16 protein-coding genes and 1 tRNA gene are annotated in these 13,257 nt (G+C 36.0%); 8 read left to right on the top strand and 9 right to left on the bottom strand.

The genetic code is table 11. The features are described from left to right. Nucleotides 1-7: 7 nt before the first annotated feature. Nucleotides 8-1,330, bottom strand: a complete 1,323-nt coding sequence (locus HM987_RS02255; protein ID WP_179004834.1) for a hypothetical protein — start codon at nt 1,328-1,330, stop codon at nt 8-10. After that, nucleotides 1,330-2,058 carry a type III pantothenate kinase gene (locus HM987_RS02250; protein ID WP_179004832.1) on the bottom strand — a complete coding sequence of 243 codons (729 nt, stop codon included), beginning with the start codon at nt 2,056-2,058 and terminating at the stop codon, nt 1,330-1,332. Before HM987_RS02250 ends, HM987_RS02255 begins: the two co-directional genes overlap by 1 nt. 150 nt (nt 2,059-2,208) lie before the next feature. Here HM987_RS02250 and HM987_RS02245 point away from each other — a divergent pair. Next, nucleotides 2,209-2,284 (top strand) — tRNA-Phe (locus HM987_RS02245). Nucleotides 2,285-2,408: 124 nt separating this feature from the next. Here HM987_RS02245 and HM987_RS02240 read toward each other — a convergent pair. Both HM987_RS02240 and HM987_RS02235 read right to left on the bottom strand, forming a co-directional pair. After that, nucleotides 2,409-3,395, bottom strand: a complete 987-nt coding sequence (locus HM987_RS02240; RefSeq protein WP_179004830.1) for an ISAon1 family transposase — start codon at nt 3,393-3,395, stop codon at nt 2,409-2,411. Beyond that, nucleotides 3,382-3,735 (bottom strand): ISAon1 family transposase N-terminal region protein, encoded by a 354-nt coding sequence (locus HM987_RS02235; RefSeq protein WP_179004828.1) that lies wholly within the window; start codon nt 3,733-3,735, stop codon nt 3,382-3,384. The genes HM987_RS02240 and HM987_RS02235 overlap by 14 nt, the downstream gene beginning before the upstream one ends. On the opposite strand from HM987_RS02235, the gene HM987_RS02230 reads away from it, so the two are divergent. From HM987_RS02230 to HM987_RS02200, 7 genes are all read left to right on the top strand, one after another. After that, nucleotides 3,735-4,046, top strand: a complete 312-nt coding sequence (locus tag HM987_RS02230; RefSeq protein WP_179004826.1) for a GIY-YIG nuclease family protein — start codon at nt 3,735-3,737, stop codon at nt 4,044-4,046. The genes HM987_RS02235 and HM987_RS02230 overlap by 1 nt on opposite strands. 99 nt (nt 4,047-4,145) lie before the next feature. Beyond that, on the top strand, nt 4,146-4,427 hold the full coding sequence (locus tag HM987_RS02225) for a GIY-YIG nuclease family protein (RefSeq protein ID WP_179004824.1): 282 nt from the start codon (nt 4,146-4,148) through the stop codon (nt 4,425-4,427). Nucleotides 4,428-4,526: 99 nt separating this feature from the next. After that, nucleotides 4,527-4,808 carry a GIY-YIG nuclease family protein gene (locus HM987_RS02220; RefSeq protein WP_179004824.1) on the top strand — a complete coding sequence of 94 codons (282 nt, stop codon included), beginning with the start codon at nt 4,527-4,529 and terminating at the stop codon, nt 4,806-4,808. Between the two features lie 99 nt (nt 4,809-4,907). Beyond that, entirely contained in the window at nt 4,908-5,189 is a 282-nt protein-coding gene (locus HM987_RS02215) for a GIY-YIG nuclease family protein (RefSeq protein WP_179004824.1), read from the top strand. Between the two features lie 99 nt (nt 5,190-5,288). After that, nucleotides 5,289-5,570 carry a GIY-YIG nuclease family protein gene (locus HM987_RS02210; RefSeq protein WP_179004824.1) on the top strand — a complete coding sequence of 94 codons (282 nt, stop codon included), beginning with the start codon at nt 5,289-5,291 and terminating at the stop codon, nt 5,568-5,570. Nucleotides 5,571-5,669: 99 nt separating this feature from the next. After that, nucleotides 5,670-5,951, top strand: a complete 282-nt coding sequence (locus tag HM987_RS02205) for a GIY-YIG nuclease family protein (protein ID WP_179004824.1) — start codon at nt 5,670-5,672, stop codon at nt 5,949-5,951. A gap of 96 nt (nt 5,952-6,047) precedes the next feature. After that, a complete protein-coding gene (locus HM987_RS02200; protein WP_179004822.1) occupies nt 6,048-6,329 on the top strand; it encodes a GIY-YIG nuclease family protein in 282 nt (93 codons plus the stop codon). A 106-nt stretch (nt 6,330-6,435) separates the two neighbouring features. Here HM987_RS02200 and HM987_RS02195 read toward each other — a convergent pair whose 3' ends face one another. The 5 genes from HM987_RS02195 to HM987_RS02175 all read right to left on the bottom strand — a co-directional run bounded on the left by HM987_RS02195 (nt 6,436) and on the right by HM987_RS02175 (nt 13,205). Then, on the bottom strand, nt 6,436-7,812 hold the full coding sequence (locus tag HM987_RS02195) for a sugar porter family MFS transporter (RefSeq protein ID WP_179004821.1): 1,377 nt from the start codon (nt 7,810-7,812) through the stop codon (nt 6,436-6,438). Between the two features lie 60 nt (nt 7,813-7,872). Further along, nucleotides 7,873-8,694, bottom strand: a complete 822-nt coding sequence (locus HM987_RS02190; protein ID WP_179004819.1) for an endonuclease/exonuclease/phosphatase family protein — start codon at nt 8,692-8,694, stop codon at nt 7,873-7,875. A gap of 10 nt (nt 8,695-8,704) precedes the next feature. Then, complete coding sequence (locus HM987_RS02185) at nt 8,705-10,561, bottom strand: family 43 glycosylhydrolase (protein WP_179004817.1); 1,857 nt, start codon at nt 10,559-10,561, stop codon at nt 8,705-8,707. Nucleotides 10,562-10,623: 62 nt separating this feature from the next. Next, a complete protein-coding gene (locus tag HM987_RS02180; RefSeq protein WP_179004815.1) occupies nt 10,624-12,318 on the bottom strand; it encodes a sulfatase family protein in 1,695 nt (564 codons plus the stop codon). Continuing rightward, nucleotides 12,315-13,205, bottom strand: a complete 891-nt coding sequence (locus tag HM987_RS02175) for an alpha/beta hydrolase (RefSeq protein WP_179004813.1) — start codon at nt 13,203-13,205, stop codon at nt 12,315-12,317. The genes HM987_RS02180 and HM987_RS02175 overlap by 4 nt, the downstream gene beginning before the upstream one ends. Between the last annotated feature and the right edge of the window lie 52 nt (nt 13,206-13,257).

The following is a 13,257-nucleotide window of genomic DNA, read 5'->3' as shown; positions in this document are numbered from 1 at the left end:
AATTTTGTTAGTTATACTTCTTTTGTTGAAACCATCTAGAGTTCAAAGATAAACTTACGTTGAAGTTTACAAAATTCTCTTGAATTAAATTTTGGTTCGTTGTGCCTCGTCTTCCTAATTCTAAGCCCAAATTGGCATTAGAAAACAAATTGCGGTTTCCAACTGGTAAACCTAATCCAAAAGATATGCCAAACTCCTTAATCGATTCATTTTTTACAACTAAACCTGTGTTTCCAAAGTTAAAGCCAGCCCTGTAAACGACTCGTTTATAGTATCCTGAGAAGGCATTATAGTCTGGAATATAAAATCCGCCTATTGAAACTTGGGATGCGTTTTCGAAGGTAGAATTATCATTGGGAAAAACGGGATTAGAAAAATCACTGGTATTTTGAAACGCATATTCCGCTCCAACAAACCATGACTTAGGCTCTCCTATACCAGCGCCAAAAGATAGTCTAGAAGGTAAATTAAGGTCGGTTTTCTCAAGACTTTCATCTGCTAAAACAGCATCAATTGTTTGAAAAATACGAGAAACCTCAAACGTTGTGGCATCTAAAGAAACCGTTGAAAAGGTTCTAACATTTTCGGAACTAAGTTTACTACCTGGTGCATAAGTCGCTGTAGCCGATAGCTCAAACTTATCATTGATCATGGTTTTATATGCGACTCCGAAATTAAAATTCACACCACTTAAATCAGATCTATTGAACTCTCTTGTTTGATATTGCACTACATTCCCTTCAGAAGTGTACTCTATTTGTAGCGCTGTATTTTGGATATTCCCAAAGTTATAATTAAAATCCAAACCAACACTCCAGTTGTCATTAATTTGATAGCCCAAACCTGCAAAAACCCGGTTTACACCACCTTCTCCAGTATAACGGTTTACTAAAATATCGTCATCATTAATATCATTCAGCCTATAACCTACAGAGGTATAAGGCATTAAGCCAAAACCAAAACCAAATTTACCTACTGGTACTGATATGGCAATATAATCAAAAATGGTACTGTTGGTTTCTGCCTCACCTGAGTTACTTTTTAAAGTCACATCAGACATGGTACCTGCAACTGCAAACTTCACAGGTCTACTTTCGCCATCAAATGGATAAGTCTCCAAATTTTTACCAGCATATGCCGCCGGATTCTTTAAATTGACATGAATACTATCTAAGTAAACACCAATACCTCCCATGCTACGGTTTTCTACAGTACCTTTAAATTTTAGACTTCCTATGCCATAAAATGAATATGGGGAACCAGTTCCTTGTTGCGCAAAAGTAACAGAACCTATAATTGTAATACAAATTACAATGAATCGTTTTATCATTATTTTGAATTATATTCTAGAATAAAATTCAAACCCTCCAATAGAAAATTTGAATTCGCAAATATGGTATTTTTTAATTGGTTTGACAAAAATTTGGTGTCTCCACCTGTTAAAATAACTGTTAAATCTATGTAATCCTCAAGATATTGACCAATAACTCCATCAATTTCTTTAACAACACCATTGACCACGCCTGAATGAATGGATTCTTCAGTAGAATCACCTGTAATATATTTAGGCTGCTTCGTCTCTAATAACGGAAGATTTGCGGTTAAATTATTTAAGGATTTATAGCGCAACCTAAGGCCTGGAGAAATTGCGCCTCCAAGATACTGATTCCCTGAGGTAATAAAATCATATGTTATACAGGTGCCTGCATCTATAATTAGAACATTCTTATCTGGAAACTGCTGGACAGAAGCACTTACCAAAGCCATACGATCTACGCCTAGTGTTTTTGGGGTTGTATATCGATTCTGAAAAGGCAAATTTGTCTTTGAATTTAATTGAATAACATTTAGGTCAGAAGCTATAAATCTCACTTGTTCTTCAGAAAGATGACCAACAGAAGAAATTATGGCATGCTTTAAATTGGGAAAGTCTTTTTTAAGTATTCTGAATTGATCTTTAAACTCGACAAGTTTAAAACTAACCTTGTAAATTAATTCCACGTCATTAAAAACAGCAAACTTAACGTACGTATTTCCCACATCAACAATAAGATTCATAAGCATTCTAATCTTTCATTTGGAATTACAAATTTATAAAATCAAATTTTAGCAATTTCTTTTTGCGAATATTAAAAATGCAACTATATTTGCACCCGCCTGAATGACACATAATAATAGTGTCTGGCAGGTCCGCTTAATTAAGCAATTGGTGCCTTAGCTCAGTTGGTAGAGCAAAGGACTGAAAATCCTTGTGTCCCTGGTTCGATTCCTGGAGGCACCACCATCAAAAACCCGATTCGTTTGAATCGGGTTTTTTTTTTTTTAATAAAAAATCTAATGCATAGTCTTTATATAATATACTCAAAATCTCTTGACAAATTTTATGGATCATGCCTAAATGTTGTGTGTTAGGCAAAAATTGTTGTTAATCTAAAGAGGAAGAATTCTATGTTTTTGACACCTCTAAACTGTGCTCTAAAGGCTTTAATTTTGGCATTGAAAGCTTCAGCGGATGCATTAGTACTTCTATTAATAAAATAATTGAGTATCGATCTATAGTTTAGGGTAATTGTATTTGCAATAGTATTGAAAGCCCTAAATCCTGTAGCCTCTACATCTTTATACCAGTGGGCGAGTTTAGTATAAGCTGTTTGTATAGAAGTAGCGGTATTAAATATATTCCTAAGTCCTTGTACCAGATTATAAGCTTTTTTAATATCCGGATATTGTTCAAATAAGATTTTAGCTCTAAGGTATTGGTTTTGAGTCCAGTTGTTAGGCGCTTTATAGAGCAGGTACCTACTTCTGGCAAGGAGTTGCTTTCTGGAGTCTCCATTATTAAATGTTTCAGAGATAAACTCTTTTTCGATAGTTTTAGCCTGTTTAATTTGGTCATTTTCCATATCTATAGCTTCCCAACGATGTTTTATTCTGATATCTTGCAAAGCTTCTAAAGCTAGTTTTTGTACATGAAAACGGTCGGTAACCTGTATAGCTTTGGGAAAACACTTTTTAGCAATGAACTTCATAGAGTTGGCCATATCCAAGGTGATCTCTTTAACCTTATCTCTTTTTGATTTAGGAATTTTAAGGAGTTGTTCTATAATAGGCTCCACCTTAGTTCCTGCCATAATAGCTACTATAGCTCCTTTCTTGCCTTTAGCTTTTTTATTGGTGATAATGGTATAGAGTTCACCTTTGGAGAGAGCTGTTTCATCAATGGATAAATACTTGCCCATGTTCTCAGGAAAGACGAGCCACTCTTTAGCATGTTTCTTGGCTTTCCAGTCTTTAAACTCACTAAGATAATCTCGATACTGCCGCCCGAGCTTCTTACCATTAACGCCATAAAAACGACCAATGGTATGACAGTCATTAGCCTTAGTACTGACCAAGTACTTTTAAAAAAGCAGCAAACTCTACGGTCATACGAGTTCCCTGTGCTACTAGATTCCAATCTCTTTGTACAACTTCTTTGCTGGGTTTATCGAGCCAACGCCGACGCTTTATATGCAAGAATACTTTTTTACCGCGCAAAGGAAAATCTTGAACGGTCACTTGTTTATGAAAACCGTGGGCTATAAGGGTACGGCTCTTTTCTTCTTTAGGCGTATCTTTTTTCTCTTCAAAATACAGATGGACAGTATCTTGTTCTATACTATGTCTAGTGATGTCAAAATGTGAAACTAGTAATTCTGGTAATAGTAACTTGAGCAGGTCTAGGGATAAATTCAATGTACGATCTTTTTTTGGGCAAAGATCAAATTATTTATCCAACTCACACACAACTTTTGAGATTGATCCAATTTTATACTGGCGAATCCGCATCCGTTGAGTTGAGACTTATACTGCATAATAATCACCATTTCAAAAAAGCCTTTACAAATGCTGCCATTGACTGGGAAATTGTTTTAAATTATAGCTGCAAAACAAAGAATGATGCCGTGTATCTTGAGCGATTTGTTAAACGCATGAAAAGCAAAAAATTTATTCTAAAACTAGTTAATGATAATGACATACTAACTGATATCCTCAATAAAAGATAGTTGCGTCCATGGTTCCTCCGAAGCTTCGGAGCTGGAAGCACCACCATCAAAAACCCGGTTCGTTTGAATCGGGTTTTTTGGTTTAATAAAAAAAATCTAATGCATAGCCTTTACATAATACACTCAAAATCTCTTGACAAATATTATACTGGCGAATCCGAATCCGTTGAGTTGAGACTTATACTTCATAATAATCACCATTTCAAAAAAGCCTTTACAAATGCTGCCATTGACTGGGAAATTGTTTTAAATTATAGCTGCAAAACAAAGAATGATGCCGTGTATCTCGAGCGATTTGTTAAACGCATGAAAAGCAAAAAATTTATTCTAAAACTAGTTAATGATAATGACATACTAACTGATATCCTCAATAAAAGATAGTTGCGTCCATGGTTCCTCCGAAGCTTCGGAGCTGGAAGCACCACCATCAAAAACCCGGTTCGTTTGAATCGGGTTTTTTGGTTTAATAAAAAAAATCTAATGCATAGCCTTTACATAATACACTCAAAATCTCTTGACAAATATTATACTGGCGAATCCGAATCCGTTGAGTTGAGACTTATACTTCATAATAATCACCATTTCAAAAAAGCCTTTACAAATGCTGCCATTGACTGGGAAATTGTTTTAAATTATAGCTGCAAAACAAAGAATGATGCCGTGTATCTCGAGCGATTTGTTAAACGCATGAAAAGCAAAAAATTTATTCTAAAACTAGTTAATGATAATGACATACTAACTGATATCCTCAATAAAAGATAGTTGCGTCCATGGTTCCTCCGAAGCTTCGGAGCTGGAAGCACCACCATCAAAAACCCGGTTCGTTTGAATCGGGTTTTTTGGTTTAATAAAAAAAATCTAATGCATAGCCTTTACATAATACACTCAAAATCTCTTGACAAATATTATACTGGCGAATCCGAATCCGTTGAGTTGAGACTTATACTTCATAATAATCACCATTTCAAAAAAGCCTTTACAAATGCTGCCATTGACTGGGAAATTGTTTTAAATTATAGCTGCAAAACAAAGAATGATGCCGTGTATCTCGAGCGATTTGTTAAACGCATGAAAAGCAAAAAATTTATTCTAAAACTAGTTAATGATAATGACATACTAACTGATATCCTCAATAAAAGATAGTTGCGTCCATGGTTCCTCCGAAGCTTCGGAGCTGGAAGCACCACCATCAAAAACCCGGTTCGTTTGAATCGGGTTTTTTGGTTTAATAAAAAAAATCTAATGCATAGCCTTTACATAATACACTCAAAATCTCTTGACAAATATTATACTGGCGAATCCGAATCCGTTGAGTTGAGACTTATACTTCATAATAATCACCATTTCAAAAAAGCCTTTACAAATGCTGCCATTGACTGGGAAATTGTTTTAAATTATAGCTGCAAAACAAAGAATGATGCCGTGTATCTTGAGCGATTTGTTAAACGCATGAAAAGCAAAAAATTTATTCTAAAACTAGTTAATGATAATGACATACTAACTGATATCCTCAATAAAAGATAGTTGCGTCCATGGTTCCTCCGAAGCTTCGGAGCTGGAAGCACCACCATCAAAAACCCGGTTCGTTTGAATCGGGTTTTTTGGTTTAATAAAAAAAATCTAATGCATAGCCTTTACATAATACACTCAAAATCTCTTGACAAATATTATACTGGCGAATCCGAATCCGTTGAGTTGAGACTTATACTTCATAATAATCACCATTTCAAAAAAGCCTTTACAAATGCTGCCATTGACTGGGAAATTGTTTTAAATTATAGCTGCAAAACAAAGAATGATGCCGTGTATCTCGAGCGATTTGTTAAACGCATGAAAAGCAAAAAATTTATTCTAAAACTAGTTAATGATAATGACATATTAACTGATATCCTCAACAAAAGATAGTTCGTCCATGGTTCCTCCGAAGCTTCGGAGCTGGAGGCACCACCATCAAAAACCCGATTCGTTTGAGTCGGGTTTTTTGGTTTAATAAAAAATCTAATGCATAGTCTTTATATAATATACTCAAAATCTCTTGACAAATTTTATACTGGCGAATCCGCATCCGTTGAGTTGAGACTTATACTGCATAATAATCACCATTTCAAAAAAGCCTTTACAAATGCTGCCATTGACTGGGAAATTGTTTTAAATTATAGCTGCAAAACAAAGAATGATGCCGTGTATCTCGAGCGATTTGTTAAACGCATGAAAAGCAAAAAATTTATTCTAAAACTAGTTAATGATAATGACATACTAACTGATATCCTCAATAAAAGATAGTTGCGTCCATGGTTCCTCCGAAGCTTCGGAGCTGGAAGCACCACCATCAAAAACCCGGTTCGTTTGAATCGGGTTTTTTGGTTTTTATACTATTTTAGAAATTCAATTACTTCCAAAAGCCTTCAATCTCTTCTAAAGTCTTCCCTTTTGTCTCTGGTATAAACTTATAGGTTACAAAGACAATAACTAATATGAAAACTATAAATATATAATAAGGTAAGGATCCGTTCCAAGTAGCACTATTGTTCATTTCACTGCCCATTACTACAGGAAACGATTGTGATACTACATAATTAGCTGCCCATTGTGCTGCCACTGCGACTGACATGGCCACACTTCTTATTTTATTTGGAAACATTTCAGATAATAATACCCAAACTACTGGTCCCATAGATAAAGCAAATGATGCTATAAAAACCAATACACCTATTAAAGACAAAACACCAACACTATTTTGTTGAAGCGTTATGGCCAAAAGCAAAAACCCAATAATCATTCCAACAGATCCAATATAAAGTAATGGCTTTCTACCAAATTTATCGACCGTGAACATCGCCACAAAAGTGAATACCAAATTCACAAAGGCCAATAATATTTGCTGTGCCAAAACATCTTCTTTACCAAAACCAAGGGCTTTTTCAAAAATATCCGCACCATAATATAATACAGCGTTGATTCCTGTGAATTGTTGTAAAACTGAAAGCACAGTTCCAATAGCGATAATTGCCAAAATTCCTTTAGACATGTAACTTACCTTAATACCATCATTGGATTTATTTAGAGATTCTTTAATATTTGCCATCTCTACAGTTGCTATGTCGTCATCATTAATTTTCTTCAAAATAGACAAAGCGTCTTCATCTTTTCCTTTTAAAGCCAACCATCTCGGACTTTTAGGAACAAGGAACAATAGCAGCAAAAACAAAATACTTGGCACTAATTCTGACCAAAACATACGACGCCAGCCGAATTCTATGTTTTCTGCTACGCTTAAGTCATTTCCAATAAAATAAGTTGCTAGGAATACCACAAAAAAGCCGATAACGATAGCCAGTTGGTAATAGGTTACCATCCGTCCCCTAATATTTGATGGTGCAATCTCAGCAATGTACATAGGTGCATTCATCGATGCCACACCAATACCTAAACCACCTATAATTCTAAAAATTACTAACATCGTTACCGATTGCGGAAAAATCTCTGGCAAACCAGATCCATATGCAGAAACCGTAAAGAATATGGCCGAAATAATCAAAGACCATTTTCTTCCTATCTTAATACTCAACGGTCCAGCAATAATAGCACCTACAAAACACCCTAAAAGAGCGCTTCCTACGACCCAACCTTTTAACCCATCACTTAAATCGAAATATTCGGTAAGGTAAAACTGTGCGCCATTGATAACACCTGTATCGTAACCAAATAGTAAGCCTCCTAAAGCTGAGACTGCCGCAATTAATAATAAGAAACCACCTTTTTTCATCTTTTAGTATTTATTTTAATATTAGTTTAGTTGTTTTGATTTAATCCAGATATGGACTATTTAAATTTTTATTCTAATGAAAACAGGCATATGATCTGAAGGATAGCGCAAATCCCAATTATCGCTTAAAACTGCATATTTAGAAACTTCAACATTTTCACTGACAAAGGCAAAATCAATACGTCTAGTCACAGGTTTGTCAAAATGAAATCCGTTAAAGGTACCTTCTGGCCCAAAATCTAGGTCTGCTATATCTTTTGAATCTTTCAACTCAGTTTTAATATAATTTATACTCTCATGATCTGGTTCCATATTAAAATCACCCGTTAATACAATAGGATAATTCTCTGAATTGAGCTCCTTAATTTTTTCAATGATTAATGTTGCACTGTTCTTTCGGGCTTCCTTGCCTATATGATCAAAATGCGTATTAAAAGCCCAAAACTTCTTCTTAGAATCTATATCTTCAAACAATGCATATGTGCAAATCCTATTGCAGACGGCATCCCAACCCATAGATACTTCCGTTGGCGTATCAGATAGCCAAAATGTACCAGACTGTATGACTTCTAAATTTTTGTTTTTGTAAAAAATTGCGGAATATTCGCCCTTATCCTTTCCATCATCACGACCAACGCCAACAAAACTATATTCTACCAAAAGACTATCCATGGCTCGCATCTGGTTTGGCATTGCTTCTTGCACGCCTAAAACATCTGGCTCATAAAACTTAATTTGGTTCGTTAAAAATTCCTGTCGACTTTCCCAACTGTTTTTGCCTTCTTTTGGGTAGTCTAATTTGATATTATATGACATTACCGAAAAATCTTGGGCAAACCCAAAACTTGAAATGGCTAAAACCATGACTATTATATGTTTCATTTTTATTAATTTATTGAATAAATAAAATTTTACTTTTTTCTGAAATTCCATTTTCATTAAACGCTTCGATAGTAAAATAATAAGGCGTATCTCGATCTAGATTTCTCATAAAATGATTGGTGGTATCATAAACTTGCCACGATTGATAAAGCTTATCTTTTGCAATTCCCCAGCGTATGTTATAACCTTGAGCGCCTTCAACAGGATTCCAAGAAAATGAGGCATCTCTGCGATCTTTTTCTCTATTAATTTCAAACCCTGTTACTTCTGCTGGTTTTTCGTCTAAGCCTAATCCAAAAACTCTAATTTCGGACATGGCGAAGTTTTCACCTGGCACTTCTACATTGTTATAACGTACATATTTCGCTTTGACAGGCTTATCTAATACCATGTAAGCATTTGGTGCATCAATATCACTTTTACTTCTATCAACAACCGTTTGCCAGTTGGTGCCATCGTCGGAAGCCTCAATCGTAAAACGATGTCTTAAGCCTTCAACACGTGTGTATATTCCAGATTCATGATCGTGAAAATTTAGTTGTAAAGCATGAATAGTTCCTGCGTTTTTCATTTCGATAGTCATCCACTGTTTATCGTCATTAGCTTCCGCAACCCAAAAGGTTTTTGGGTTTTCGTCTGTTAATACTGAAGAAGTGATTTGTCCTTCAGCAGTTGTTTCAACAGGTAATTCTTTCTCTTCTACCTCATCGTCGTTTGAAGTGAATTTCATAACTTGTTTTAAAGAAGACGATACGGTGACATCACCTTTGTAAGACAGTAACATCCAACCGTTGTGATGCCCTGCTTTGGTTGGATGGCTAGGTCCAAACCGTGGATAATCACCATAAGCTGTATTCGTATACATTAAACCTTCATCATCAAAATACGTCGGAAACATACAAAGACGCCGTTCCCATTGTGCATTAGACGCCAACGCCATAGTGGCAAAATGCCAATATTGACCGTTGGTTTGCTTAACTGTTATACCATGTCCAGCACCATTTGTAAATCCGCCAGGTTTAAAGCTCATGGGATTATTTTTCATGTATTCAAAAGGACCAAGTGGCGTTTCACCTATATAAACACCATCAGCATACACATTAAATTGTGTGCCTGGCGCTGCATACTGCAAATAATATTTTCCGTTGTGTTTGGTCATGGAAGCCCCTTCCATATAACCTTCTTTTAGCGTTGGATGAAAGTTGTTTTCTCCAAAACGTTCCCAACCGTGTTCTGCTTCGACAAGGTTGAATAATTCTTTTCGCTCACCAGTTTCTAAAAATCGATCATCCTTATTAAGCATCTTCACGCGAAGCGGATGCACATTAGAACTTCCCCAATACAAATAGGTCTTACCATCATCATCAATAAACAATTCTGAATCTTGAATATTACTGGAAATAGAGGCTGTGGGTGTCCACTTGCCTTTTTTAGGATCGTCCGTGTAAAGTATACTACCATAACCCGCTGGATCGCCAGCAAAATACACTAACGAATCTTTATAGTTGAAAGCTGTCGGCGCATTGCTGCCTTCGAAAAACCATTGTTGTGGTTTGATGAATTTCCAATTCACTAAGTCCTTAGAATGCCAATACCCAAAAGAACGCGTGACAAACATATAGTATTCCCCTTTAAATTCAATCACTGCCGGATCTGCCCCAGAACGGTACGATTTGTTTTTGCTTGAATTATACAACATGTAAGTGTAGTCTATATCCAATGGGTTGATATAAGTTTGCGCCTCGTTTTGATCCCGATGTTTCGAGACTGTTTTATCACCTAAATTAGAACTAGCCTCAGTTTTTTCAGTGGTATTCTTACACGAAAATGCAAGTAAAATTAATGTTAGAATGTATAAATTTTTCATATTTAAATTTCGTTTCCAGACCTTTCAGGTTTTGAAAACCTGAAAGGTCTAAAATAGTTTCTTTATAATTTCGTATCTGTATCAGTCACTGGATCATAAGATGTCCCTGTTTTACCACGAAGCTTTTCAAATTGCTTATACGCACGCTCAACACGCTTTTCTGGTGCACGCTCAAAATCCGTTGGTGTAACTTCGTATTTCTCTTGAAGTTCAGCTAGTTTTGTTCTCAGTTTAGCTTCAACCTCATCGTATTCAGGGTTATCGATTTGGTTATTGATTTCTTTTGGATCTTCTTCCAAATCATATAATTCCCAAGTATCGATATCATCATAAAAGTGCATTAATTTATAACGTTCTGTTCGTACACCATAATGTTTTTTCACCATGTGAAAAGCCGGATAATCGTAATAATGATAATAGACTGCATCTCTAAATTGGTCGCCTTCAAATGAATTTTCCAATAACGGTCGAAGTGATTTTCCTTGCATATCCGTTGGAATTTCAACTTGCGCATAATCCAAAAATGTTTCGGCAAAATCAAGGTTCTGGGTCATGGCATCAATGACTGTTCCTGGTTTTATGACCTCAGGATATTTTACAACCAAAGGCATGGCCAAAGATTCCTCATACATATAACGTTTATCGAACCAGCCCTTTTCACCGAGATAAAAGCCTTGATCCGTGGTGTAAATGACAATAGTATTTTCGGCTAACCCATTCTTTTCAAGAAAATCCAAAACCTGTCCTACACCTTCATCAACAGCAGCAATTGTTGCCAAATATTCCTGTAAATAACGTTGTCCTTTATATTTTGCCAGCTCTTTCCCTGAAAGATTCGCCTCATGAAAGGCATCATTTTTAGCTTGATACGCTTCATCCCAAGCCGTTCTTTGCTCTGGCGTCATACGTTCAAAATCTGTTTTCCATGGATTCCATGCCAATTCAGGGCTACCTTTCTTTTTGGTCAACTTTAGATCGTGACCTTCATACATATCCTTATAAATTGTTTGTTGTTGGTTTTGGGAACCTAATGAGCCTTCGTGAGCAGTAAAATAAGTACCAGGTAGTGGAAATTCAACATCGTCAAATTTATTGGCATGTCTTAAGGCTGGCATCCAGTTTCTGTGTGGAGCCTTGTGTTGCAACATCAGCATAAATGGCTTATTACTATCCTTTACCGAGTTGAGATAAGCCAAACCATCTTGAGTAATTATATCTGTGGTATAACCTTCGATTCGAGTGGTGTCGGCTACTTTTGTTTCTTCGTTCACAGAGATAAAATCTGGATTATAATAATTGCCTTGATCCGTTAGAATTTTCCAATAATCAAACCCTTGTGGCAGACCATGTAAGTGCCATTTTCCGATGACTGCTGTATTGTAGCCTGCTTTCTGTAATAACTTAGGAAATGTTTGTTGGCTGCCGTCAAATTGGTCGCCATTCATTCTAAAACCATTGACATGACTGAACTTACCCGTTAATACTACCGCTCTACTTGGTCCGCAAATAGAATTGGTACAAAAGTTATTTTTAAAGAGTGCGCCTTCATTGGCAATTCTATCAATATTTGGTGTTGGCGCCAGTTGGCTTATTGGGTGACCGTAAGCACTTATTGCCTGTTCGGCATGATCATCTGCCATGATATACACGATGTTTGGACGTGGCTTTGGCTTTACCTCCTCCTTCTTTTCTTCTACATTATCTTTGCAGGACAGAAAGGCAAAAAGCACAACTAATGTCAGTATTAGATATCTCATGGTTGCTTGGTTTTTATAATTTTAGTTTGAATCACTTCATCGCTAATAACAGTTTGTTCAAAAAACTGGAACACTTTTTCTAAATCTTCAAATGGGATTCGTGAAATTTCGTGCCGTCCGCCTCTTACAATATTAAAATAATAAGAGGTGTCAAAATCTTCGAGTTTCTCTGCAATAACTTCGGAACCATCTAGCATAATATAACCATCTCTTGTTGGTTCACAATAGTGATGCGGCGCATTGCCGAATGGCACCAATTGATCTTTGGTTCCATGGAATAAAACGGAAGGAATTGCATTTTCTTCTGTAATGTAACTTGCATCAACTACAGCTCCAGCGCAAGAAAACAGGCCTGCAAATTTCACATTTTTATAGGTTTCTTTATTTGTAATGAAATATTCTCGCATAAATACCGCATTCAGAATGCCTTCTGCCCCTGCACTACTGCCGCCTGCTATAATTTTGGTGGTATCTATTTGAAGTTTTCCGGCATGTTCAACCATGTATTTTGCCGCGTCCATATAATCAATTGCAGCTTGTTTAAAGGTTTCGAGTTTTTCATCTTTGGTGCAGTCGCAGCCAAAACCAGTAGTTGTTCCTTTTCTTAATAAGCGATAATCAATAGAAACGCCAATATAATTCTGTTCTTTTGCTACGTATTTTACCAATTCATTATCATCTGGATACGCTCTATGACTTCCTGAAAATCCGCCTCCATGCATCCAAAGTAATACGGGAAGTGTGTCTGCTTTTTTAATATTTTTTGGTGTGAACACATCCATTCTAAGTGTGTCGTTTCCTTTAATGGCATAGATGAAAGTTTCCATGTTTTGTGCGGAAATGCCGAAAGTGATGAAAGTAAATAATATGAAGATTTTGTTTTTCATTATTGATTGTTTATCAGATCTTTAAGGTTTTAAAAACCTAAAAGATTTCCAT

The organism is Winogradskyella forsetii (genome assembly GCF_013394595.1).
GTDB lineage: Bacteria > Bacteroidota > Bacteroidia > Flavobacteriales > Flavobacteriaceae > Winogradskyella > Winogradskyella forsetii.
The sequence above is the reverse complement of the archived record's forward strand: the minus strand, read 5'-3'. Positions and strand labels throughout refer to the sequence as shown.

Bases quoted from the DNA above. Each gene is read 5' to 3' on its own strand.
- HM987_RS02255 (WP_179004834.1), bottom strand. From the start codon at position 1,330: ATGATAAAACGATTCATTGTAATTTGTATTACAATTATAGGTTCTGTT.
- HM987_RS02250 (WP_179004832.1), bottom strand. From the start codon at position 2,058: ATGAATCTTATTGTTGATGTGGGAAATACGTACGTTAAGTTTGCTGTT.
- HM987_RS02230 (WP_179004826.1), top strand. From the start codon at position 3,735: ATGTACGATCTTTTTTTGGGCAAAGATCAAATTATTTATCCAACTCAC.
- HM987_RS02225 (WP_179004824.1), top strand. From the start codon at position 4,146: ATGCATAGCCTTTACATAATACACTCAAAATCTCTTGACAAATATTAT.
- HM987_RS02220 (WP_179004824.1), top strand. From the start codon at position 4,527: ATGCATAGCCTTTACATAATACACTCAAAATCTCTTGACAAATATTAT.
- HM987_RS02215 (WP_179004824.1), top strand. From the start codon at position 4,908: ATGCATAGCCTTTACATAATACACTCAAAATCTCTTGACAAATATTAT.
- HM987_RS02210 (WP_179004824.1), top strand. From the start codon at position 5,289: ATGCATAGCCTTTACATAATACACTCAAAATCTCTTGACAAATATTAT.
- HM987_RS02205 (WP_179004824.1), top strand. From the start codon at position 5,670: ATGCATAGCCTTTACATAATACACTCAAAATCTCTTGACAAATATTAT.
- HM987_RS02200 (WP_179004822.1), top strand. From the start codon at position 6,048: ATGCATAGTCTTTATATAATATACTCAAAATCTCTTGACAAATTTTAT.
- HM987_RS02195 (WP_179004821.1), bottom strand. From the start codon at position 7,812: ATGAAAAAAGGTGGTTTCTTATTATTAATTGCGGCAGTCTCAGCTTTA.
- HM987_RS02190 (WP_179004819.1), bottom strand. From the start codon at position 8,694: ATGAAACATATAATAGTCATGGTTTTAGCCATTTCAAGTTTTGGGTTT.
- HM987_RS02185 (WP_179004817.1), bottom strand. From the start codon at position 10,561: ATGAAAAATTTATACATTCTAACATTAATTTTACTTGCATTTTCGTGT.
- HM987_RS02180 (WP_179004815.1), bottom strand. From the start codon at position 12,318: ATGAGATATCTAATACTGACATTAGTTGTGCTTTTTGCCTTTCTGTCC.
- HM987_RS02175 (WP_179004813.1), bottom strand. From the start codon at position 13,205: ATGAAAAACAAAATCTTCATATTATTTACTTTCATCACTTTCGGCATT.